At 33.0% G+C, this 24,598-nt stretch carries 15 protein-coding genes; all 15 read right to left on the reverse strand.

From position 1 onward, the window contains the following. Positions 1 to 127: 127 nt before the first annotated feature. Entirely contained in the window at positions 128 to 3,076 is a 2,949-nt protein-coding gene (locus tag NO995_RS00850; protein WP_258225893.1) for a hypothetical protein, read from the reverse strand. A gap of 131 nt (positions 3,077 to 3,207) precedes the next feature. Then, positions 3,208 to 3,840, reverse strand: coding sequence for an HNH endonuclease (locus tag NO995_RS00855; protein ID WP_258225894.1), 633 nt, complete (start codon positions 3,838 to 3,840; stop codon positions 3,208 to 3,210). A 121-nt stretch (positions 3,841 to 3,961) separates the two neighbouring features. Continuing rightward, a complete protein-coding gene (locus tag NO995_RS00860; RefSeq protein WP_258225895.1) occupies positions 3,962 to 4,756 on the reverse strand; it encodes an HNH endonuclease in 795 nt (264 codons plus the stop codon). Positions 4,757 to 4,759: 3 nt separating this feature from the next. Further along, a complete protein-coding gene (locus tag NO995_RS00865; protein WP_258225896.1) occupies positions 4,760 to 5,461 on the reverse strand; it encodes an OmpA family protein in 702 nt (233 codons plus the stop codon). Position 5,462: 1 nt separating this feature from the next. Beyond that, positions 5,463 to 6,698, reverse strand: coding sequence for a MotA/TolQ/ExbB proton channel family protein (locus NO995_RS00870; RefSeq protein WP_258225897.1), 1,236 nt, complete (start codon positions 6,696 to 6,698; stop codon positions 5,463 to 5,465). Between the two features lie 7 nt (positions 6,699 to 6,705). Continuing rightward, positions 6,706 to 11,985 (reverse strand): AAA domain-containing protein, encoded by a 5,280-nt coding sequence (locus tag NO995_RS00875; protein ID WP_258225898.1) that lies wholly within the window; start codon positions 11,983 to 11,985, stop codon positions 6,706 to 6,708. Positions 11,986 to 12,036: 51 nt separating this feature from the next. Next, on the reverse strand, positions 12,037 to 12,447 hold the full coding sequence (locus tag NO995_RS00880; protein WP_258225899.1) for a hypothetical protein: 411 nt from the start codon (positions 12,445 to 12,447) through the stop codon (positions 12,037 to 12,039). 15 nt (positions 12,448 to 12,462) lie between these two features. After that, entirely contained in the window at positions 12,463 to 13,473 is a 1,011-nt protein-coding gene (locus tag NO995_RS00885; RefSeq protein ID WP_258225900.1) for a PD-(D/E)XK nuclease family protein, read from the reverse strand. Between the two features lie 11 nt (positions 13,474 to 13,484). After that, complete coding sequence (locus NO995_RS00890) at positions 13,485 to 14,825, reverse strand: restriction endonuclease subunit S (RefSeq protein WP_258225901.1); 1,341 nt, start codon at positions 14,823 to 14,825, stop codon at positions 13,485 to 13,487. After that, positions 14,822 to 16,261: a class I SAM-dependent DNA methyltransferase gene (locus tag NO995_RS00895; protein WP_258225902.1), complete on the reverse strand. Its 1,440-nt coding sequence runs from the start codon at positions 16,259 to 16,261 to the stop codon at positions 14,822 to 14,824. Before NO995_RS00895 ends, NO995_RS00890 begins: the two co-directional genes overlap by 4 nt. Beyond that, on the reverse strand, positions 16,262 to 16,981 hold the full coding sequence (locus tag NO995_RS00900; RefSeq protein WP_258225903.1) for a hypothetical protein: 720 nt from the start codon (positions 16,979 to 16,981) through the stop codon (positions 16,262 to 16,264). A 4-nt stretch (positions 16,982 to 16,985) separates the two neighbouring features. Beyond that, positions 16,986 to 19,370 (reverse strand): EcoAI/FtnUII family type I restriction enzme subunit R, encoded by a 2,385-nt coding sequence (hsdR, locus tag NO995_RS00905; protein WP_258225904.1) that lies wholly within the window; start codon positions 19,368 to 19,370, stop codon positions 16,986 to 16,988. 297 nt (positions 19,371 to 19,667) lie between these two features. Then, entirely contained in the window at positions 19,668 to 19,955 is a 288-nt protein-coding gene (locus NO995_RS00910; RefSeq protein ID WP_258225905.1) for a helix-turn-helix domain-containing protein, read from the reverse strand. A gap of 23 nt (positions 19,956 to 19,978) precedes the next feature. Continuing rightward, on the reverse strand, positions 19,979 to 21,250 hold the full coding sequence (locus tag NO995_RS00915; RefSeq protein WP_258225906.1) for an McrC family protein: 1,272 nt from the start codon (positions 21,248 to 21,250) through the stop codon (positions 19,979 to 19,981). Further along, a complete protein-coding gene (locus NO995_RS00920) occupies positions 21,251 to 24,598 on the reverse strand; it encodes an McrB family protein (RefSeq protein WP_258225907.1) in 3,348 nt (1,115 codons plus the stop codon). It abuts the gene before it with no gap.

Consider the following 24,598-nt stretch of genomic DNA (forward strand, 5'->3'; position numbering starts at 1 on the left):
TTGAAGTGCAACGGAAAGTAAGGCTTCCTTACTCTTGCTGCGCGGCACCGGAAGTGGGTACCAAAATGAGGAACGAATGGCGTGTACCTACTGGAGGTAAGGCTTTAAAAACATTGAATTGAAATACTTACTTTATAATTTCAATAAACTCTATACGACTTACTTTAAATGAACGTTCCTTCTTTCTATAATGACAATACCCTTTAAAATGTTCCTTGTAAATATAACCATTATCCATAAATTCTGAAGAATATTCTAAATCACTAACCTTTCTTTCCCTTACCTCTCCATCATAATTTGTATAAATCATTTTGATATCGTAATTATTTTTTACGGCCAATTCAATAAGTTCATTTATAGACTTATAGTTTGAATTTAAAACCTCAACCTTCTTAACATAATTCTTGATTGGTTTAGGTACATTTCTTTGTGTATATGATGTACTTTGCGAAGGAGTTACTTCATTTTCATTTTGTTTATTACTTTGAGGGATTACTAGTTTCTCTTCTGATTTCTCTTTATCTGTAAGTGCTGTATTGACATATTGATAAGACTCTGTATAAGGTTTAAAAATATGATCTAAATAATTCTCCCTATAATTTATACTTTCCCAAACTCCAGCTTTATTTAAATTCCAACATGGCTCTCTTTTAACTTGTTCATAGCTGAAAAGCTCATTTATTTCAATCGAATTATCAATTTTAGAAATTAGTTTAGCTATAAAATTTAAACATTCCATTATTTGATGATGCACCTGATATTCTGTAAACCTTACAACTAACCAACCCCTTTCAACAAAAAAGTTATCCCGTGCCATGTCTTCAGGATAACAATGTGTTAATTTCCTTGATACTCCCGCATAAGGTTCGTCAATTTCAATATCTAAATGGATATTTTTAGTCCCCTTTGAAATCATTGCTATATCTGGCTCATATGGGTTTACTCCTTCTCCAACCGCCAATATTATATCATCTAACACTTCAAAATAATCAGAAAAATATTGTTTTAAGACACTAAAAAATTCTTCTTCTTTGTATCCTTTTCTATTGTTACGACCTTTGCGATATGACCGTATTACATTACCATATCTTGGCTTTCTAATAATTGGATACTGGCTTGTACTTTCCATAAGGCCTAAAGCATGATAATTAACTTTTTTAATCTGGCTAACTGAATTAGTTTCTTTAAAACTAGTTTTATTCTTTTCTACTGTTGATTTACCCCCTTTATTAGTAATATTATTTGAACTTGTTGATGCAGGCTGTTTGTCATTTGAATTTACTGTATGGCTAGAATTACTATTATTATTCTTTGTTTTATAAGCAGCTCTTTCCTTTACTACAGGACAATCTTTTTGATGCATTATTAATCTCATTTCTGATTTAAATTCCTGGTTACATTGGCATCTATATTTTTTTAATTTAGGCTTAGGCTTAGTTGCCTTTTGATTTAATTTACATAAGGTTTCATGTCTGCTTAAGCTTTCATTGGTACTGAACATTTTATTACAGTATTTACATTCCCTAACAACATTTACTTTTTCTCTCTGAATTTCATTTTGTGAAGAAGTACTATAATTGCTTGTTTTATTTGTATGTGCTGTTTGAGTTTTATTATCAGCACTTCCGGCAAGTATATTGGTGATTTTAATTTTACTAAACACCCAATAAAGAACTACTCCCCCAATAATAAATAACCATATTTTATCGAAAGGGTCTTTTTCATTATTGCCTCTGGGCTTAGTATTGACATTTGACGTGCTATTGGCTTCCTTTTGTTCTGGAGATACAGTCGTTACTGGTCTTTCTATTAAAATCCCATTTACAATCTGTATTCTAGCCTTATTAATATCCTCATGAATACTATTAAAGTTTTCAATATGCAATGGTGTTTGACTCGTTTTCTGGCTCAGGCTTACAGTCAAAATTACCTTACCATGATAATCCACGTTATTTGGATACTCGAGCGTTCCTTCGAAAACTAAAAGATTATTGTACGCTTTGTAAAATACACCATTAGCTTTTATTCCATTTTGAAAACTATATGTTCCAGAACTAAACATTCCATCTATTAAAACCCCTTCAAACTTATCCCCATTGGTGTAGTATATTGTACCTTGACCGTTAAAGATTTCATTTTCTAAATCTCCTACATACCTACCTTGAGCAAACCTTACCTCATTTAATTTATCACTTATGTGTTGCTGATCAGTCTCATTATTTAATTCCCTATTTTGGTCTATAATCTCCTTATTCGCTTTTTGCTCCTGATTTGTATTTGTTTTATACAAGAAGTCATTATTAATTAGATATGCTATTTTAGTCTCTAAATTTTCGGATAAATACTTATCATCTATAACTTTTGTATTGTATTCGTTAAATAGCCCCCTTCCTTTTTGTTCCCAAACACCTGAAACCACGTGTTGTACATTATAGATCGTACCTCTACCTTGTATTTTATCTTTTTCCCATACCCCTCTAAACACTTTGGCATCTTCTAAAACTGCAGTACCCTCATAATCTACACGTTTATCATCAACCCATCTCCCTTTATACACATAACCGTCTTTGGTGATATAAGTCCCATACCCATTTCTCATTCCTTTAAAAACCTCGCCTGCGTAGAGGTCTTCATTTTTGTAAATAATTGTGTAGTTCCCTTTAATAGGTTCAGTACCTATATCTTTTATGCTAGTGAAGACATGTTGGTCGTTTGAGTTAACATTTTTTATGTTTGAAACACCCCTATAAACCGTATTTGTGCTCTTAAAATATTTGACACCTACAAAATAATCTTTACTAAAAACACCATACTGTAGTATTTGTGAATTATTCGTATGGCTTAACCAACCTGTGTTCATCCCTTCTAAAAATGGATTTTCTCCTCTATAGATGCTATTATCAAAAAACTCAAAGACCCCAAAATCAGTTTTATCACCTTCTGAATCTGACCTTACTATCGTTCCGTATGAATTCTTTAAAGTTGCTTTTTTCAGGTTTTGAGCACTTACAATTCCACTTAAAACAATGAAACACGCCACTACTAGTGATTTTGATACTGATGATAAGTTTTTCATTTTAGGGCTTTACTTTAATTTTTTTTAATCCGGGTAACAAGTATTGAGTTTAGTATAAAGAGAAGATGCTTTTTTCACCCTACTAAGCGACACCAAAAGCGGAAACCACAAAGAGATATAAGTGATGACTATTATTTAATATCATGAATTTTAAATTGCGACACAACATTTAAATTTCGATTTTCACTATGTTCTAAACTATGACAATGGAAACAAACTGCCATTAAATCCTCTAAATCTTCATACCCAACTCTAGCGTAAGTTTTATGATGTACCATTACTGCTTTTTTACTGCATCTTTCACATTTGCCCTCTGCTCTTTTAAACACTAAATTTCTTTTATGTGCCCATTGAGGACTATCAAGATATCCATAATACCACTGCTGAATTGTCCATGCGTTAGATTTCTTTTTATTCTCTAAATTGATTTCTTCAATTTTTAAATTGAATTTTTTATTTGCTCGCGTCCATTTAGCCCAATATGGTAAAGAGTCTTGATCTTGTACCTTTATAACTGGCAATTCATCTAGATTAACATCTTTGCGTTTATATACCTTTTGAGTTTTATAGCAATACTTACATTTTGAACAAACGTGTTCGTAACCGCTTTCATATTGATAAATTGCTTTAACAAAAGAATGCGGGCATTCAATAAAATTTGGTAGTGTTAAGTTACAAGGTTCACAATGCCATAGAATCGCAAAATTTTCACCGAACTTCTCAATGATTCTCATTTCATTATTACATCTTTTACAATATTCCATTAATCATTTTTTATTGTATTAGCTATTTATTGAGTTGTAATTTGGATTTTGAAACAAACAGCACCACTTGCTGAACAAGAAACGTTTAAACCAACTTTTTTATTCCGAATTGTTTACTCCACTACCCCTTTAACCACTTTTCTAAATTGTGTACATTATTTGCCTTAACAAATTGTGAGTAATCGTCAATAAATGTGGCTACCCTTAAACTATTGTCCTTTTTGAACTTTGAAAGATGAGTTTCATCTACTGTTGCATGGCATAATACGCAAAGGGCACTTAAATTCTCTATAGCATTATTCGTTTTATTATAATCCCCGTGATGCACTTCTAAATAATACTTCTCTTCTCTTAAATTAAGTCTACATGACTCACAATGAAACCCTGTTCTTTCACGATATGCCTCTGAAATTTGTTTCCACATTTTAACATAGCCATCACGCTTAGTTTTCTTAGCCATTTCATTATCTGAATTTGCATATTCTAAAACATATTCAAACCACGGTTTGCCTTTAGCAAGGAAAGCATATAAGGCACGTTGACTTGCTGAAACACAATTTGCACATAACGGTAAACTTTTTTTATCTTCTAATGTCTTTTTTTGATCTTTACAATAGATTTCAACAGGCATCGCATTTGAATATATATACCCTGAATATTCTTCTCTTGTTTTACACTGACAGACATGATATCTGGGCAGGCCATATTGAACCGTTGAATATCTGTTTTTGTAAGCAAACATGAGATAGGTATCTTCCCCTTCGGAATAAAAGAAACGCTTATCCATTTTTTTAATATTGCCATAAACAATATTGGTAATGGGCTCGAAACGATATTTACTAGTTTTCTTTATAGCTGACTTCGTTATTTTTTTTAGGTAGCTGGCCGCTTTTCCATTGTAAAAATCATAAAGCATAGGCTATTCCTTTTTAACTATTTGTTCAACCAACTTCTCATTTGAGGTTACAATTTTAAATTCTACCCTTCTAGACAAATCGTTGTTTACGGATTTATCTTGTGATAAATAAGTTACCCCTTTACTATTGTTTAATGCTCTAGAATACGAAAGGCCATTAGCTGTAAACAGAAAATCTAATCTTGTTTTTATGCTATCTGGATAAGATAAATAAACTTCACTTTCCCGAATATATTTAAGTACAGCTCTTGCTCGATTAGATGATAATTCTAAATTATAATCATAACTTTCACGGTGTTTTTCTGGTTTTGGAGGTACTGTATCAGTATGACCTTCAATTCTAATCTCAGATATATTATTTAAATACTTTTTTGAAGTGATTATTTTCAAATATTTTGGAGTAAACTCTTTTAAAATACTATCAAAAACGGATGTTATTTCATAATCACCGGTAATGAAAAGCTCCTTTTTTGTTGTATTCAAATTAAATCTCACCGTGCCATCAGGTGAAAGCTCTATAGTTTTGTCGTCGATTTCATTTTTAAGATTTGATTGAAGTGCATTATAAATATCTTGTTCAACAAACTTATATTCGATAATCTGGATGATATAATTAAGCGCTATAAACATGAATATCACCATTAACCCTGTCATTATATCTGAAAATGATATCCAATAACTATCCTGTTGTTTGTTTCTTGCCATTTTAGTTATTTTTTAATCTCCCATTAATGTATTTCAACTGCGTTGTAAAAAGATCATCCATTCCTTTGAATGTGTTCTCTATCTTTTTATTAAATAACTTATCTAAATCTTCAATTTGACTGATATCAAACTGTCTCAATTCTTTAAGGCTCTCTGACAACGCCACCACCATATCGCGAACGCCTTCTTCTTTATTAAGCCAATCTGACACTTCATCTTTGGTGTTTTCCAAAGCTATAGATGTTTGACTTAGTTGTTCGGTATGTTTGTTAACCATCCCGCTTGTAGCATGTAAACTATCCACAGATTCGTTTATCTTTCTTATGACATCACTAAACCTTGATTCATCATCGAAAGCGGATTGAAAATCGTTTATTATATTTTGAAGTTGGCTGCTACTCCCTGCAATTGCATCTAATTTAGATATCCAATTCTCAGTATTGTTAACAAAGTCTTTGTGATTTTCAGCCAATCTATTGTATGCCTCCTTAAGACCAACTATTTCGCCCTTATACTCCTTTTGCCAGGTGATTAACTGATTAATGGATTCTGTTAAAAGTTCGAAGTTCTTCTCTACCAATTGCCCGATAAACGTTTTAAACGTTTCATTGAAATCTTCAATTATTGACATTAGCGCTTCCTGTATAGCCCCCGCACTTTGTTGTGCCATATCTTCAAAAAACTTATCAAGTTTCTTTTGAAGACCATCGGTGCCATCAGAAATATTTTTAAGCTTTTTGTCTTTAATATCAACCAGTGCATCTAAAGATAATTTTGTCTGCTCTCTGATTGCTATTAAATTATTATTGATACTTAAACTAATATCTTGCTCTTTGAGATCATCTGGATGTACTATGGCCCCTACCTGAAATTTATAATTCAAAAACATTTTAAAGAGTAATGAACAGAATATTCCAAAAATAGAGGTGTAAAAAGCTGTTTTTAATCCATCAAGTAATAATGAAATACTATTTTTAATTTGTTTTGGTGAAGTATCAAAATGTATTAAACCATATGTAATTCCTAAAAAAGTCCCTAAAAGACCTAATGTTACAAAAATGGATGGAATGTTTTCTAAAACAAAATAATTGGTAACTCTAATTCGTTGGAAATATTTTGTAGCTGCCAGCATAGAAAAAGAGTATAAAAACCATATCAATAATACTATCCAGGGTAATTTTTTGCATACAAATACTAATACTTCTTCGCTAATATTAAAAAAAACAATTTCGTGCATATTCTGTTTAATTTTTATTTACAATTTGTAAAATTTCAACATAGTTATCTAACTTCCCTATTTTAACCATTTCTCCTTCTGTTTTACCTAATAAGGCTTGACCGATAGGCGCTTTATAGTTTATTTTCATTACCCCGTTAGTTGTTGTTGGTTGCACATAACCGTCTTCAACCAATTGTAATTTAATTTCCTTATTACTATTGATGTAATTAATTACTACAATACTGTTTTCTTTAACCGGATTTGTTTTAACTTTTGGTTCTTCAATAACTTCTGTAACCACATCGTTTAAAACTTCTTCGTAATTAATTTGAGCCTGCTTCCCTAAATTCTTAATCTCATGTATGGGATGCTTAATCTCATCAGTAAATGCCGATGTTGGATCGTCGAAATTTAACACCAGATTTGGGTTCCCTTTTTCAATAGACTCAATAAACTCAATAAGTTTTCGCTTTTCACGCTTTACATTTCGCCACCAATTGGTGCTAAAGATTCTATGGAATACAAAGCCATGGTTTTCTAGGATCTTTTGTCTATGGCGATCATACAAATAAGCTTCATTACTGGAATGATACGCCGCACCATCACATTCTATTGCTATTTTTGGCAATGCTGGATTCTTTGATTGGTATACCAGATCTATTCTAAACCCTGCAAATTTATATTGAGGTATTATTTTGTCTTCACCAAAATTTCTTACCAAAACATCATAAACTTCCTCTTCGAAAGGAGATTCTAATTTTTGATGATGATAGGTTATATCGGAAGCTTCCTGAACATTCTCTGTTAAATGAGTTAGAATATTTAATCTGGCTTCCTCATCGCCATTACTTACCGCTCTAGCATAGGCTAAATACGCATACAACGCGGCTTTTCTATTATTATCACCTTCTGTGACTAAATAGGATTTATAATCTAAATAAGCATCCTCAGGAATTGAAGTACACAAATATATTTTATGTTTTGCCCTGGTAACAATTACATTAAGTAATTTGTACCCTTTTTTATGATTAATAGGCCCAAAAGACTGACGGAATACATTATCTGGATTTCTACCATAAGTAGTTGATAGAATGATTACATCCCTTTCATCTCCCTGAATGTTTTCGAGATTTTTAACAAATAACCCATTAGCCTCTAACTCTTCAATTTTTTGGTTAAACGCTTTATGCTTGTCAAGTTTTTTGCGTTCGGTTATTTTATTAAGGATTAAGTTTCGTTGGCTAATATTAAAGGTTGCAATACCCACACTTGGGTATGAGCCATCGGGAAGCTGATGAATATTATTTTCAATAATTGATAAAACTACCTCTGCTTCACGTTCATTGGAATTATCGGAATACACCCCATCGACTTGAATAAAGTTAATTGGTTTATATTCAACCTTATTTGGTAATGGGATTAATCTTTTGTTATAAAATGCATGATTTGAGAAATCAATTAAATAAGGGTGTTGCGAACGGTAGTGAAAATCTAAATATTTCTTTTCAAAACTAAGTTGTTCTGCAAATTCCAATAAAGATTCGCAGGATAAAGCTATATCTTCCGAATTAATTAAAACTTCGTCTTCATCTTCCAAATCATCTTCATCATTAATTGAACCATCGTATAGTTTGGTAAAATAATTTGATGGTGGCATCTGATGTTCATCGCCCGCAACAATTACCTTTTTACCTTTAAGTAAAGCCGGTAAATTATCTTCCAATTTTAACTGACTGGCCTCATCAAACATGACTATATCAAAATACTTATTTCTCTCCTGAAATAAGTTACTACAGATGTCTGGGGTGGTTAAAATGATTGGGAAAAAATCGGTAAAGAAATCGATATCATATTTTATGATATTTCTTAACGACAATCTATCAAAGTTTTTACTTCTTTTTAAATTATATAAATTGGAAATATTTAGACCCGTCGTTCTGTTTTTACTAGTGAATTCTCTAATTGCTAAACTTTGATTATTGTTCCAAAGGCTGTTTACATAATCTATTTGTTTCTGACCAAACTTGGAAAGCACCTTAGATAAGTCTTCATTGTACTGATCATTTGTTGGGAGTTCTGATGATGATTTTGATGACAGTAAATTATTAAGATAATGAGAAATAAAAAGTGAACGCCAATCGCTGTGTTCTGATAACTGATTTAAGATAAACTTAAGCGATTCCGACTGGTTATTATAAAAATTAAGCCAACCGAACTCCTTTAAAAACAAGGCATCATCATGCGAACTGTAAGCCTTAAACTGACCAATAACATCACTAACTTTAATAATGTTTTTAGCTATTTTTCCTTTATTAATTTGTTTTACTAAAAGGTTATCCTGCTTTATTTGAGCTATTAACTCTATTACGTTATTCTGGATAACATTTAATTCCTCAAAATCTGCTGTTTGTTTGTCATCTAAAAAGTTTAGCCCTTCTAATGCTTTTTCTAACTTATCGGGAAACGCTTTTATTTGTATATCGAAATCGGTTTTGAAACTTTCAATTTGCAATACCATTTTTTCCCAAGTTGCATGAAAAGAAAATGGGGTAAAATTTCTTGATGTTTGCAGTTCTTTAGCAATACCCGAAAACAGGTCTGTACATTCCTTTCTTGTGCTTTTTAAATGTTCGTATAACTTCTGCCAAAAATTGTCTTCTAATTTATAAGTACTTTGACCTGCATTTTTAGTTACATTTTTTAGTTTAAAGATTACCTTAGGCAGACCTACATAAGTATTATCAAGATCGACAATTACTTGATCAAATTTTAAAACAGCTTGCTTTTCGGCTTCTTCCTCAAAGTTTGCTAACTGTTGGGTCAATTTTTTCACATCGGCTTCTCTATCTTTAATGCTATCAGCCCAATTTGTATTTTCAAAAAATGGAATTTGTTTTACAGCACTATCGATATTACTAAACCAACTCATTAGGTTAGCCTGAGATTCCTTTAATACATTATTTATGTCTTCTAAATACTCCTTATACTCATTAGAACATGAAAAGCTATTTATTTTTTGCTCAATATTGGAAAACAGCTCTGGGTTGGATATATCATCCTCAAAAAAACTTTTGAAGTTTAAGGTTTCAAACTCACTTTCTACTGATTTAGGGCTGTTATTAAATATTGTTTCGCTTTGTTTCTTAAATGCGTCATAAGCTAATTTTGTTTTTAAAGCTGAAATATCAGTATTGAAATTATCAAAATCTATACAGCTAGCCGATTGTCTCGCCAAGCTATCTGTAAGCTTTTGTATTTCATCTACCTTATCGACAACAGCTTTAACTTTAGAAGATAGTTTAGATTTTAATTTGGTAATAAATGAATTGCGCTTGTTATCATCTAAAAACAATTGTTCTGTACCAACTTCTAGATAAAGTTGATCTAAACTCACAAATAAAGCTTTGATGTCTTGCCATTGCGTATTAATCTCGTTTTTTCTGAAGGCTAAAAATTGCGTATAAAATTCTTTATATTTTACATCCCAATTTTGGTAAAACTGATTTAATTCATCAACATCAGACTTTAGTGGTTGCACAACAGGCATTAAGCCTTTTTGGTAAATTTCAACAAATTTGGGTTTTACCTTATCCAAATGGTTAGGAATACCGGCAAGATTTGCTTCTATCTTTTGAAGATCATCTAAAATTTTAGTTTTTGAAGTTTCAAATTGTAGATTTCTAACTTCTCTAACTTTTATACGAAAGCTATCGACCAGTTTCATTGTTTCTCCTAACTTAGCCTCATACCTCTCAAATACATCTTTTAAATCATCTTCCATTTGGTACGGACTATCACCAATAAACTTCTCTGGATTTAGGAAACTTAACTCTTTATTTGGTTTAAACGCTTTATACAAAGGTTCTCCATTTTCTAAAACATCGAGTATTTCATTTAGTTCTTTTGAATTATAAGAAAAAAGATCTCTACTTAAGGTTAACTTTTCTTCTTCCTCTAATTCTTTGAAATGCTTTAACCAAAACCCAACGGTTTGTGTCCAGTTTAAGCTATTAACCAGAGTTTCATTAATTTTTAAATGCCTTTTATTAATCTTTGAAATTAGCTCATTCGCCTTTTTTAAATCTCTATTTAATTCAGATTTTGAAGAATATGCCAATTCGGGTTTAGCGATAAGTAGTTCAGAACGTTCTCTTATTGATTTTACAGCTATTTTACGATCTCGAATAATATCTTTAATCAGAATGGCATGATTATCAAGCCCAATAGCTTCTAATTGCTTATACAATACATCTAACGCCGTTTGCTTCTCGCAAACCACTATTATTTTCTTTCTGTTTTCTAAGGCATTTACTAATACCGCGGTTAGGGATTGACTCTTCCCTGTACCTGGAGGCCCTTGAATAAGGATATTACGTTTTGATTCGATAGCATTTAAAATACCTTGCTGAGAAGGATCAGTTTTTACAGAGCTTAAGGATTGAAAATCTGCCAAGCCCTCTACCCCGTTTACTAAATCTAAACCTTCAAGCTCTAAAAGGTAATCGTAATCCTTTATAACATTTTGCTTTTGTACTTCAAAAATTGAGAACAAGCCACTAAAAGTTATTAAAGAATTATTGGGCGCCAGCGGTAAACTTTCGAAATGCTTTTTGGATGGAATACTTTCAATATTCTCCAATTTTTCCTTTAGAATACTTTTAATATTCTCTGGAACTTTACTGTTTATTTGCTGCAGAAGATCGGCACAAATTTCAATTAATTCATCCTTATCAATAATGCCATCATCCAAATAATCGGAAGAGACCGGATCTATTTGAATTTTAGAATCGTTATACAGGTGATTTATTAAAACCTCATTAATATAAATAGCATCATCTTCGGTTCTTGAAATCTCCCAGGTATTAAACTCTTTTGTTCTTTTGATTTTTAATGACCATATTAAGACTGGAGCCACCGTTAGTTTTTTATCCTTTTCATCAATTCTCGCTATTAAAGGAAACCCAAAACCAAATGTATTTACCCCTTTTTCTGTAAAAATAGCATCGGTTTGATTGACTAGATTATCGAAGGTTTTAGTTATAGCAACTAATTTTTTTTGATCATCTACGAAAAGTTCATTTAGATCTGGCACATTGTCTTTCCAACTGATGCGATATTTTAACGGGGATTGCGTTAATAAATTTTCGATAAATTCTGAAGGAATCGCCGGGTTTATATGTGCTAATTGATGGATATCAAACTTATACCTTGACCCACTTGGAATAGCGTTTAGGTGTACTCCTCTTCTATTACCAACCTTGAGGCGGTTTTGTAATTCTTCTATCAATTTTCTCGTGATCTCCATACTTCAAAAATTTAACTGGTTTTAAACCGGAATGTTCTTTACTCTTTCAAACTACTTTAGAATAACCTCATCTATATCAATACCCTTAAGGTGCTCATGCCACTTTTCGGAAAAAATAAAAAAGTCCCCTTCCTCATGTATTTCAGGATAATTGTCATTATTATTTTTATAATTGTAGGAATAAATAGGGTATGTTGTTTCTACTAAGGTATCCCCTTCAATACCTTCGTAATTAATTTCTAAACAGTTTTTATCTACCGACAATTGCATTTTATCATCATGACGTTGAAATTCTAAAGTATAAGTTTTATTACCACTGTTTCCTCCAAGCGTTTCAAGTAACTCATGAAATACATGGTTATGATTATGATAGATCATTCTACCTTGAATGTCCTCCAGACTGCTAATAATTAAAAAAGCTAACTCTCTATCTATCCCCTTTAAACCTGAACGTTTTATCATAATTTTATTAATTCCTTAAGCTGTTACATTTTCATTCCAGTTTAAATCTTGGTTATCATCTATAAATTGTTTGACCTTTTGGAAGCTTTCTAAAAACCACTGTTTGATATCAACGTCTGAATTTTTACTGTCTATAAAATGAAATAGTTTTTTAGTATTTTTTAAGTGCAAGCCGTATTCATTTATTTCGCTGGAATTGAACAAACCAGAATCTTTTCCCCTTTTTTGTATCTCGGCGCATTGTGGATGCGATTTATGAACCCATAATTGCGTTTGAAGTTGACATGATTCAAAATGAATGGCATACAATATTTCGGTATGATAACTTGTATCTTGTAATGGATTACAAATCATCCGGGCTATTCTGTCATGCTCCCTTATTTTTGATAACTTTTCTTGTTTCACTATTCGAACATCAGAGAACAACTTTTTAAAATCTGGTTCTACATTTTTAACATGAAAATCCATCGCATCATAAGAGTTTAAAAAATGCTTAAGTGTTATTACCGTGTCGGTAGATATTGATGTATCTATTGCCATTTGTTGTTGTTTTAAAAAATGTAAATATTGCATAGCCATGACATTCTTGTCATGATGCTTTTCTAAAAGGTTCCCTATATCGTACCACCTAAATTGCTTAAAGTGGTGTTGTTTTTCTTTTTTAGTATCGACGTGTTTTGTACAATAGCGCAGATGCGTTTCTTTATCTATGCCATCTAATACTTTAGCATAGCGCGCCAACTGCTCCCAACCTTCTTTAGAGTTTACCTTATTTTCTATAAAGCATACCGTGGTGTCGCTCTCTAACACCATATCTACAATACAGTTAGGGTCGTCTGGTAAGGTGTATTTTACTTGTGTTAATACTTCATAGTTACCGGGCTTTAATTTTAAAAACTTAATAAAATTGACCAATACGTCTGCATTACATTGCAGCACGCCCGCAAAACACTCTGTAGTAAAATCTTCTAAGGGTGTGCGGTTGCTATTCGTGCTGTTGTATAATTTATATAGACTAATAAACATTGGCTTTTACATTACACGGTTTCTCCCTGAAAGGCTTCTTTTAACACTGCCTGCATGAGCATATTGGCATGGGCTTCACTTTTGGTTATTTCCTGCTCTAAAGCATCGCATTTTTGCATTAAAGCCTCAACTTTTTTAATTATCAAAAGCAACTCTTCTTTAGGCGGTATTGGTACTTTAATCTGCTTAAAAGAATTTGTAGAAACACCACCTCTTAATCCTTTACTTTGTAATTGAAACTCAGAAGCAAAAACTGATGAATTATAATATATATAGATATATTTTGCCAAAAACTCAATATATGGAATTGTAGCAAGAAGCTTATTACCAAAACAAATTTCTCTATCTGTTATTCCTATTTTTTTTCCAGAACTTCCTCCTTCTATGCAGATAAGTACGCTACCTGAAGGGGCAACTCTAAAATGTGTATAAGTTTCATGTTCAGGGATAATAACACCTGTTGAATATTCAATTTCTTTCCAATTAAAACCAACATCTTTGGTTCCTATATAGTTTAGACCGGTTTGAACTTTAGAGTACTTTGCTTCTTTAACTGTTTTATTTATACTATTACCTGTAAATACATTACATATATCAGATACTCTACCCCACACCCAACCTTCGGGTAATACAAAAGGGATTTCTTCAGGAGTAATTGATGGTAATGGTTTTTCTTTTTTTATTTTTTTTTCTTTAACGAGCTGTGCTTTTTCGGATTTGATGCGTTTTAAGAGTTCGCGGGCGTGGTTAGGTCCTTCGACAAGCTCAGGGTGACTAGAACGCCATTCCTTTGTTAATTTCCCTTGAATTGCTTCTCTAAAAATAGATTCCTTTAATTTAGAAAAAAGACTATCTTTCAACCTTAATCCAAAAGTCTGTATATTCAATTCTTTAATTTTTTCAAATACATTTAACTTTCTAATTTGTGATTCTATGCTGGGGAGTGCAATTTCAATTTTTGATAAATCAGAAAAATAGAGTCTCTTTCTAACCGCTCCTGAAGCATTTTTATTGATAGTTTCTATTCCTTCATCGCTTTTAAGAATATAAAGTAAATATTCTGGCAAAATTTTCTTAGAACATGAAAAAACGACATAATCAGGACTTACAATTCCAATTTGATCTGGTCTATATACATAACCAATTGAACCGACATTAATTCTCATCGGGTTATAGGCAAACCAACCGTTCTGAATAAATTTATATTTGCTCAGATTAGTTATTCTTTTAGCTCTTGAAATATGCAACCCTATTTCATTACTAACACCTATCAAATTCAAACCTCTTCCATCTGCTCTCTTAACAGTATCCTTTTGTTCTATTAAAATTTCCCCTAATTTGATCTTGTTCATTTTAGTTCCTTTTTAAGATCTTGGATTGAGCTAATTATTTGTTTCTGAGAAGAAAGAAGTTTATCTATAATTTCAGAACTTGTAAGATACTCCCTAAGAGCCACCTCACTATGAGGGTTCTTAATATCTAAATCCCAATCCTTAAGATCGTTGATATTTACTTTCCAAGCCTGGTCGTTTTCTTCGCGGTTATTCCACCATTGTATTAATGGTTCGAACTCGTTAAACTGAATTGGTTTGGTTTTAGAGTAACTTTTTTGACCTTCCGGTAATTTATGCTCGTAATACCAAATGTCTTTTGTTTTACTTCCTTTTTCGAAAAACAATAGGTTGGTACTTACCGTTGCCGGGAAGAATGTTGTTTGCGGTAAGCGTACAATGGTATGCAGATTACAGTCGGTTAACAGTTTTTCTCTAATACGTGCTTTTACGCCATCGCCTGTAATAGAACCGTCTGGCAATACTATAGTGCAACGCCCTTGTGCTTTTAAGAGCTGTAGCATTAAAATCACAAATAAGTCGGCAGATTCCTTACACCGGTAGGTTGCCGGGAAGTTGGTTTCTACACCATCGGCTATGGTTGCTCCAAAAGGCGGATTTGCTAAAATAACATCGACCTGATCTTTGCGGCTTATACTGTTGTATTCTTTTTTTAAACTGTCTATATAATGGTAATCTGGTACATCCATTTCATGTAGGATGAGGTTGGTTAAACCTAAAACGTAGGCTACCGGTTTTAACTCCCAACCCGTAATACTTTGTTGTAACACATGCTCTTCATCTACTGTGTTGACATAATTTGTCCTAACATGATCGATAGCTTCGGTTAGGAAGCCCCCGGTACCTGCCGCCGGATCCAGTACTTTTTCACCTAATTTAGGGTCGGTCATTTGTGTCATTAATCTGGTAACGGCTCTTGGTGTATAGTACTCCCCTTTGTTACCGGCATCTCTTAATTCCTGTAGGATGCTTTCGTAAATATCGCCAAATACCTGTTTATCTTTCGAGCTGTTAAAGTCAATTTCATTTAGTTTGTTAATGACTTTACGCATTTCGTAACCACTTTTCATGTAGTTATTAGACCCGTCGAACACCTCTTTAACTAATGCCGCACGCTTCGGGTATTTGATACTGGTTAAATTACGTAAGGTTGCAAACAAACCTTTTGAACCTTCAGACGTATTGTCGATAAAGTCTAATAGTTCGTCACCGGTAATGCCTTCGGCATCTGTAGCCCAATTTCGCCACTGGAACTTTTCTGGTATCACGGACGTATAATCGTCTTTAATGATCTCCAGCTCCTGGTCTTTATCATCTAAAATTTTAAGAAACAACATCCATCCTAATTGCTCTAAACGTTGTGCATCTCCAGAGATCCCTCTGTCTTGACGCATGATGTTTCTAATGCTGCTAATTACAGCTCCTACATTTGCCATCTACTCTTTATAATTGTTTTTTAAGGCCTTATGAATATTACTAAAAGCCGTGTTGTTAATTGTATTGTTTTGGTATAACACATCAAGGGCTATGTTTTTATCAAACCCGTTAGCTATATCCATGTTTTTTACCATATCTTTCTCGTTGATATTGCCGCCAAAGATAACCACCATGTGGTATTTTAGGCTATCTGAAATGGTTATTTTTTGATAATCTGGCAGTGGAAATCTTCTATTAAATTCGATCTCTTTTCCTTCTTTATCTTCCAATGCTAACCATTCCTTTTTACTGGTTATCCAAGCTTCTCCTTTAGCTTTAAGATTAGTAATGAATTCGTTCTTTTTGGTTAAGTAGTCTTTTAAATGTCGGTTCCACCCCAAATTGGTTTTTAAATCGAAATAATGTGTAAGGACATTTTGCTCATTAATAATAGCTAAATCCGGCTTAAAGGATGTTGACTTTTTATCGCCTTCAAACTTTGTAGAAATAACTTTGTCTACATAATATTGATAATCGTGTCTGTTTATATGCTGCGCTATGTAAAGGGCAAACAGATCTTCGCAGTAGCCAGAAATCTTATGCGCCATTCCGCGACGGATATGAAAACCACCGTTACCTTCAATTAATTCTCTTGATTGGTAAACCTGTTTAGAAATTTTATCGATTAAGTCCTCGCTTGATACTATTTTTTCTTCGGTTGTATTTGGGGCTACTAACATTTATTTAAGCTGTTGTATTATATAAATTAGATTCTAATTCCTTTAAAGCTTCTAAATACTTCGATTTATTACCAAAGGCTTTAATTAATTCGATTGGCGTTCCCAGCTTGTTAAGAGGATCTAACTTTAGTACTTCGGTAGTTTCGATGGTTAACAAGCCGTCTTCGGCATATTTATCAAGTAAACTGCTTAACACTTCTTGTGCTTTTTCGCCATATTTTGTGAAGTAATTTCGTTTTTTAACGTTATTAGCCCTTTCCTTTCTTGTTAGCGGTTTGGCATCAAAAACAACATGGCATATTAAATCGAACGGATCGAAATCTTTACCAACCTCTTCTTTTAAAGCATCAAAGAAAATACCTCTTTCTTCCAGTTCATTTATTATAGCCTCTTTCTTTTCAGCATTATTCCATGAATTTAAAAAGGATTCTAAACTCTGATATTCTTCAGAGACATTTTTCTTGGTATAATCCTTTAAACTTTCGGTAATAATCTTGCCTGTTTTTGGATCTAAATACTGAACGCGTTCGTTGATAATTTGAACCCTAACGCCATCGACTCTAATTTTTCCTCGAGGTTCTTCAACAATATCGCCTCCTCCTTCGACAAATGGATAATCTGGTTCTTCAGGAAACTCTACTTCTTCCCCACCAAATACATCAATGATTGGCTCATCGTTAGATTCATTTTCTACACCAGATAGATCATCATCTTCACCCGCTTGTTTTATCATTACTGGATCGCCATCGAAATCGGGATCTGCAAACAGGTTTGTTACATTTCTAAAGTCCATAATGGTAAAATAGGTTTTACCGTACTCTTCATTAATTCTAGTTCCACGACCAATTATCTGCTTGAATTCGGTCATAGAACCGATATTGCTATCTAACACAATTAGCTTACAGGTTTGTGCATCGACACCGGTTGTCATTAATTTAGATGTTGTTGCTATAACCGGGTATTTTTCACTTGGATTAATAAAATTATCGAGCTCGCGCTTACCCTCTTCATTATCGCCCGTGATTTGCATGACGTATTTATTATTCTCTTTAAATAAGTCTGGATTTGCATTTGCTAGTGCGGTGCGCATGCCTTCGGCATGTTCTATATCGATACAGAATACTATAGTTTTTGCAAAACGATCGTAGCCCTTTAAGAAGTTGGTGATTTTATTAGCCACAAGCTTTCTTCTTTCTTCGACCACTATATTTTTATCGAAATCGGTTTGATTGTAAATTCTATCCTCTACAAGATTACCATCTTTATCAAGGAAATCTTTAGGCGGCCTCCACCCCTCAGCATCAATATCTAAGGTTACTTTAACCACCTTATAAGGTGCTAAGAACCCATCATCAATACCTTGTTTTAATGAATATGTATACACGGGCTCCCCAAAATAATCTATGTTAGACACCTTAGTGGTTTCCTTTGGAGTAGCGGTTAAACCGATGTGTGTAGCCTTATTAAAATAATTTAGTATTTCTCGCCACTTACTGTCTTCTTTTGCACTTCCGCGGTGACACTCATCGATAATGATTAAATCGAAAAAGTCAGGACTAAATTGTTTATAAGCATCATCAGACTTACTATCTGACAAACCTTGATACAAGGCTAAATAAATATTGTAAGCTGTATCTATTTTTTTGTGCTTTATAATTGTAAGTGCGTCTTTGAAATGACGAAAATCACCTCGAGCCGTTTGATCTACTAGTGCCGTTCTATCGGCTAAAAAAAGAATACGCTTTTTAGCACCACTTTTCCAAAGTCGGTAAATAATTTGAAATGCCGTGTAGGTTTTACCGGTACCCGTAGCCATAACCAATAAAATGCGGTCTAAGCCTTTTGCTACAGCTTCAATTGTTCTATTAACGGCAATTTGCTGATAGTATCTTGGACTACGCCCAGAACCATCTTGAAAATAATCTTGCTTGGCTACCTCCTCTTCTTCTTGCGTATCTATGCCTTTGTACTTCTTATACTTTTCCCAAAGCACTTCCGGGCTTGGAAATTGATCTAAAGTTAACTCGGTTTCAATATCGGCATCGGCAGTTTTATCGTGAAAATAAAAGCCATCGCCATTACTACTAAATACACATGGAATATCTAAGGTATTTGCATACCCTAAAGCCTGTTGAATACCACTTTTAACCGAATGCTTATTATCTTTTGCTTCGATTATAGCAATTGGTACATTGGGTTTATAAAACAAAATGTAGTCGGCAAATTTACGTTTACCTCTGGCTGTTAATTTACCTTTTACATATATTCGACCATCGGTAAAGAATACTTCACGTCCTATTTGAGTTTGTTCATCCCAACCTGATTTTAAGATTGCAGGAGTTATAAATTTGGCTTTGATATCGGATTCCGATAGGTCTTTTTTGTTCATATAGTTTTTTGTTAACCGAAACCCTAAGATTATTGTTTACAACAACTTAAACAGGAGATCGAGAATAAAAGCGCATACTTCCGATTAACTACCCACCGTAAATTTTGGAAACAAAATTAATATTGAGGCTTGAAAACTGAGGCATGCAGAAACACTACTAACATTTAATTTGACACTAAATATATTAGTTTTACAGCACATGACATTGCGGTTTTCCTTAAAAAGATGACAAAAATCGACAAAGTGCTGTAAGTCAAAACCAACTAAACTTGTGCACTAAGGATTACATTATTTTGTCTAATCTCTACGATACTTCAATGACTTTACTTCTTTTAAGACATTATCAAGATCTGATTTTTTGATAATATACCTCCTACTTAATTTATATGCTGGTATAGATCCTCTTTTGATGTAATTGTATACAGATACCACTGAACAACCTAACAAATCTGCAACTTCTTGAACTGAATAATTAGTTGTTTCTGCCTTTACATTTAAAATTAATTCTAGCTCTTTTTTTAAGTCTTTTACGATTAAATCTTTTAACTCCTCTGGAGTGATCCCGTGCAATAGTATTGATTCCATAATTTTATAAATTTTTGTTATCTCTAATTATGTAACTCTTGTAATTGACACCAAGTATTGATTTGTTCGTGTATTTTAAATTGCCAAGCTTTTATTTCCTTATCCACACTAATGGAAATGACACTACACTCTTCACTACTTAAATCCTTTGAATCGGCAGAGGTGTGATCGTAATAGAGTCCAGACTTTTGAGCACTTACTTCTCCTGGATACACTAAAGCTACCTTTTTAGCTCCATAGTATTTCATATATACAAACATTTGCCTTAGATCTTCAGGAGAGGGGTTATAACCATTGATATTCTTCCATTTGGTATCTAAAACAACACAATCTTCCTTACCCTTATTAAGGACTATATCTGGTTTCATTTTACTGCGATAGCCCTCCTGCGGTTTCCAAAAGGCTTTTGTATTTTGTGCTGCTATAGTTGTATTGTTTGACTTATGTTTACGAAGGCTTACATAAACAAACTGCTCCCATAATCTATTCATATCAAACATTAGTGCTAGTACATTATTTGTACCACGATGTACATCTGGGTGATAGTTTAGTAATATTAACTTGGCTATTTCGATGGCATTTCTATACGATTCGGATTTACGGTCGTAAACCAACTTATCGAAAACAGCTTCTGTAATTTTGATATCATTTACCTCTGGAAAATCGAGCAATAAGGCCCCCAACCTACTATTTAATTGCGCGTTTGTATTTATATAGCTTAACAATTTTAAGGCTTTGTATAAAATTGCATGAAGGTTATGTTCCTTATCGTAAGTGGTATATTTTAAGTAAAAGCGCTCCTTATGAATTAGATTTTGCCGCAAATGTTTTGGAAACTGGATACTCCCTTTTAATGCTGTACGATTGCCCTCAGTCTTTCTATACTTTTTCACTAACCCACGATGAAGAAGGTATTCCACTTCTTTTATGAATAGTTCAAAATACAGATCTAAAATAGAATTAGACCTCAACCGTAAATCACTACTACTCGGTGCTTGAATATCGAAAATCCCTACTGCATTAAGCATTGTGATAAGCATGTTACGCCATTTTATAGCATCGTTAGACTTATCTGCTTTGGGTAATACTTCTATAACGGTTCTGCCCACTTGAATTACCCCAACGTATTCGTTAAACCGAACACCGTTATGAATTAGTGAATAATAAGGTACTCCATTTTCTCCGTAGAATAACTGTAATGCTTCTAATTGGCCATGTGTTAAACGTTGCTCACCACGATCGACCCTTAAACTTTCGTGTTCAAAAACAGTAATATGATCCTTTTGCTTTTTCAATTATTGATTCTTTCTTTCAAGGGTTTTTAAAGCTTCCAAAAACTCTACATCTTCCATATTTTGCACATCTTTTAAATGATACACTCTGCGCTCTAACAACGGACTACTATCGTAATCATCGAAGGCAGCAAAAAAGGTTTCGTCATCATTATTTTCTTTAATATCAAAGAAACCTGTTCCTAGTATTAAGCCTATTTTACCATAGTCGCCAAAGAAATACTCCTGTAATAAGGGGATGATTTTATTCTGGAATGCAGACTTAAGTTCTGATAAATTGGAAACAGACATAAAATAACTATGCCCAATCATATGATCTTTATCTAATAACTTCTCAATACGTATATTCAACGTATTTAATAAGCGGTTTAATTCTATGTTATTTACAATACCTCCTTGGGCTTTACCATGAGTTTTGATGAGTTCTGGTTTAGGTGGCATTTCTATAAAACTAAATCGTCTTCTCAAAGCTGTATCGAGTGCTTCCACACTTCGGTCTGCGGTATTCATAGTTCCTAAAACAAATAAGTTAGGCGGCACACCGAAAGCTGTTTTACTGTATGGAAGGACTAATGACAGCTCTTCATCACAGCCTAAACGTTTATCTGATTCCAATAATGTTATAAGCTCACCGAAAATTTGAGAAACACTACCTCGGTTTATTTCATCTATGATAAGCACAAATCTGTCTGCTTCATCATTATAATTTACTGGGTGATTTGAGTTTAAAATAATGTTTTTGATTTTATCGTAGTCGTTATAAGATATTGATGGTCCTTCTGTTATAACCGGTGACTGATTTTGAGAGGCCTCAAAGCTTTTTAAATCTTTGAAAACGCCATAATAATTGGACGACCATCCAAGACCTTTACCTACCGACCTTACATCTTTAATATCATCAATTGACTTGAATTTATTATATAGAGGGCGTAACTTTTCTTTAAATACTTTAGCATCTGAATTTGCTTTAGCTCCTCTGGTTAACAAATAATTTTCATCTTCATTAATTGCTTTAATTTCAGTAAAGAATCCTGAAGTTTTTAATGGCAATAATAACTGTTCATCTTCTTTTAAAGCTTCTAACCTACTTTCAACAGATGCCACATAATTGTCATACAAATTATCAAACTCATTGAATTCTTCAACAATACCGCTACTATTTGAATAATGCGCGAACAACGCTTTATAACACAACTGCTTAAAAATACCATCTTGTATTACATATGAAATGGCCTCCTCTTTAGATTCTGGTTTTATACCTTCTATAAAATCTTCATAGGACATGCTTTGATGGAACGTTGTAAAGACAATTCTTCCCTCTTCAACTCGCTTTTTAAACAAGGCTTTAACTTCGCTTCTAGTTAGATTATCGATATCCTCACCAAGCACCTGTAAGGCATTATTAATTGTATTGTACGTTTTTCCTGTTCCTGGAGGTCCGTAATAAATTTGATTTTTTGGAGGCTGTGAATTTTTCATTGTTTTAAGCGGTTTAGTAACCTGTGTATCTCTTTCATTTAAAAATTGGATGAACGCTTTTATACTTGCTGAATAAAATCCGTTCCTCCCGTAGGATGGAGCTTTTGCATAAAAATATTTACTATCGTCTAACCTTTGGTTAATTACAAGGTCTTCATACAAAGTATTTAGCTCTGTAATATTATCAATAGCGTAAATATCCTTATTAAGTAATTCGTTTAATATATCTATGGCTCTTATATAAGAATCCGCTTTATTACTCGATTCTTTTACATTCAACCAATTCTTGAATTCTTCTCTTATGCTATTCATATTTTTAAACCAAATCGCCTTAATATGATTTTCTTGTTTCACTTGCTTAATGGTATTCATGTATCCTCCAAAATCGACTTCGAATGGCTCGAAGGTTTTATCCCAATCTACCTTAAGGTTTCTACCATCATTTAAATTTTGAGTTACGACCCCTATTGCTTTGATCGCCATTACTGATCTCGTCTTTTCACGAGTGTAAGCACTTTTAATTGCAATACGACTTCCGACTTCTACCGCATTGACTTCTTTTAGAAACTTATCATCATAACCATTTGTCCAGATGCCTTCGTTAACAAAACGTTCGGTTTGATCCTTAGGCTCGTCGTTACCCCAATAAGCGCCAACCACATAATACTTTACATTTAAACCATTATTATTAAGTATCTTATTTCGATATTCTTTATCAAATACCGCTTTTCTGAATGCACTATTATCATAATCTTTAGGTTCGATATTATTATCTCTTTCTAATTCGGATTCAACAGCATCTCTAATCACATTATAATTTTCTTCTAATTGTAATTTTGATGCCCCTCTATACAAAAAAGCATTATCTGGAGAACTAAAAACATCTTTATTTAAACCTGAAATTTCATGGGTGTTTGAAGTAATGAAATCAAACTTGTTATTTTTCACTAGTAAACAGAAACGCTTCCCTATTTGAAAGCTTAATTGACCACTGGCTACACTAAATACTAAATCTTCTTCATTTTCTATTTTTAAATCCTCAACTAAATGATCTAAAGACCTAAAAAATGCACCAAGAACATCAACTTTTATCTTCTTAATTCTTTTGATAAAATCCTTTTCATCGGTTAATAATAAAAAGTTTACCTCGGAATTTAGACTGGTCCATTCTTCCTTTATAGAACTTGTATAAGCTAGGTATTCATTCCATGATTCAAAACGGACATCTTGATTATCGTATACTCTTTTCGTTAAGTTATGTCCTTTGTGGATACCTCCACCCATTCCTTTGGAATCGATGCTAAAAAAGATTTGATATGCATATTGTACACTGGGCGATGTTTCCGGAATGATTGCAAGCCAGACCATATCGGCCCCGTAATTTTGAGGACCGTTAAACCCAACTATATGTTTTGTAACTCTTTCAAGATTATTGTATTCAATAATTTCATCAGCTAGTTTTTCAAGACATTCCGTTACTTCTTGATCGTCGGCTGCATTATAAAGAAAAGGAAAAAGGACTTTGAAGTTATGCTTCCAGTTAGGAAACATTCCTGTTTTTCCATCTTTATAATTGCCTAAACTTTGCTTTACTTCATTATTTAATTCATAATACGCAGAAACATCTCTAGCCTCTAGTGCTTCCTTTAATTTTTCAACATCATTAGCATTTATAACCTCCCCCTTTTGAAGCTGATTAGCGATTAAAAATCTAAGTGTATTAACTGGTTTAAATTCTTTTACTGGCTGGTATTGTTGAATAACCTCTGTAAGGTTTGGTTTTTCATTATTTATATATTCAAAAAGCGCATCTTCATTATCACTTAAGCTATTGAAGAATAAGGCTTTTTGTTGTATCTGTTCTAAATTCAT

Source organism: Aestuariibaculum sp. M13, from assembly GCF_024723255.1.
In the GTDB taxonomy this organism is placed as follows: domain Bacteria; phylum Bacteroidota; class Bacteroidia; order Flavobacteriales; family Flavobacteriaceae; genus Aestuariibaculum; species Aestuariibaculum lutulentum.

Bases quoted from the DNA above. Each gene is read 5' to 3' on its own strand.
- hsdR (WP_258225904.1), bottom strand. From the start codon at position 19,370: ATGAACAAAAAAGACCTATCGGAATCCGATATCAAAGCCAAATTTATA.
- NO995_RS00880 (WP_258225899.1), bottom strand. From the start codon at position 12,447: ATGATAAAACGTTCAGGTTTAAAGGGGATAGATAGAGAGTTAGCTTTT.
- NO995_RS00860 (WP_258225895.1), bottom strand. From the start codon at position 4,756: ATGCTTTATGATTTTTACAATGGAAAAGCGGCCAGCTACCTAAAAAAA.
- NO995_RS00890 (WP_258225901.1), bottom strand. From the start codon at position 14,825: ATGAACAAGATCAAATTAGGGGAAATTTTAATAGAACAAAAGGATACT.
- NO995_RS00855 (WP_258225894.1), bottom strand. From the start codon at position 3,840: ATGGAATATTGTAAAAGATGTAATAATGAAATGAGAATCATTGAGAAG.
- NO995_RS00920 (WP_258225907.1), bottom strand. From the start codon at position 24,598: ATGAATTTAGAACAGATACAACAAAAAGCCTTATTCTTCAATAGCTTA.
- NO995_RS00900 (WP_258225903.1), bottom strand. From the start codon at position 16,981: ATGTTAGTAGCCCCAAATACAACCGAAGAAAAAATAGTATCAAGCGAG.
- NO995_RS00875 (WP_258225898.1), bottom strand. From the start codon at position 11,985: ATGGAGATCACGAGAAAATTGATAGAAGAATTACAAAACCGCCTCAAG.
- NO995_RS00910 (WP_258225905.1), bottom strand. From the start codon at position 19,955: ATGGAATCAATACTATTGCACGGGATCACTCCAGAGGAGTTAAAAGAT.
- NO995_RS00895 (WP_258225902.1), bottom strand. From the start codon at position 16,261: ATGGCAAATGTAGGAGCTGTAATTAGCAGCATTAGAAACATCATGCGT.
- NO995_RS00885 (WP_258225900.1), bottom strand. From the start codon at position 13,473: ATGTTTATTAGTCTATATAAATTATACAACAGCACGAATAGCAACCGC.
- NO995_RS00850 (WP_258225893.1), bottom strand. From the start codon at position 3,076: ATGAAAAACTTATCATCAGTATCAAAATCACTAGTAGTGGCGTGTTTC.
- NO995_RS00865 (WP_258225896.1), bottom strand. From the start codon at position 5,461: ATGGCAAGAAACAAACAACAGGATAGTTATTGGATATCATTTTCAGAT.
- NO995_RS00870 (WP_258225897.1), bottom strand. From the start codon at position 6,698: ATGCACGAAATTGTTTTTTTTAATATTAGCGAAGAAGTATTAGTATTT.